At 74.9% G+C, this 736-nt stretch carries 1 protein-coding gene; it reads left to right on the top strand.

Annotated features, from left to right (window positions below; translation table 11 throughout):
* On the top strand, nt 1-736 hold a 736-nt coding region (locus ACFXIV_RS47885), incomplete at both ends, for a PAS domain-containing protein (RefSeq protein ID WP_379421535.1).

Consider the following 736-nt stretch of genomic DNA (forward strand, 5'->3'; position numbering starts at 1 on the left):
CGGCGACGGCAACGGCAGCGACAGCGGCGAACAAGCGGCCGGGACAGCCTGCCCGGCAACCGCCGACCCCGCAGTCGCCGATCCCACGGTCCCCGACCAGGCGACGGCCCCCGGCCGGTCCACGCAGTCGGCGTCCGGGCGGTCGACGCACGCGCGTCACGAGGACGCTCGAAAGCGCCCTGCCGGTCCCGAGGGCCTTGAGGGGCCCGAGGACACGGAGACTCCCACCGTCCCCGCCGCACGCAACCGCCCGCCCGCCGAGACCGACCCCGAGACCCACCCCGCACTGGTGGCCGTCGTGCACGGCCCCGAGCACCGCATCGCCTTCGTCAATGAGGCCTACAGCCACGTCTTCGGCCCCCGCCCCACCGGCGCTGCGGCCCGGGAGGCGCTGCCCGAGCTGGTGGAGCTGGGCCTGCTCCCGCTGATGGACCAGGTGCGGCGCAGCGGGCGGCCCCGCACGGTCAAGTCCCGCCGGGTGTCCCCGCAGCAGGGCGCGCCGGGCAACAGGCGACGTCCGGGCTACTACACCTTCACCTGCACCCCCATCACCACATCGGGTGACAGCGGCGTGCTGATCTTCGCCGCCGACGTCACCGACCAGGTGCAGGCGGTGGAACGGCTGCGCGCCAGCGAGCGCCGCCAGCGGGAGGCCGCCGTCACCCTCCAGCGCAGTCTGCTGCCCCAGGAGTTGGAACAGCCCGACGACCTGCGGGTCGCAGCCACCTACCAACCG

Origin of the sequence: Nocardia sp. NPDC059236, assembly GCF_042754085.1 — a bacterium.
Lineage (GTDB): Bacteria > Actinomycetota > Actinomycetes > Mycobacteriales > Mycobacteriaceae > Nocardia.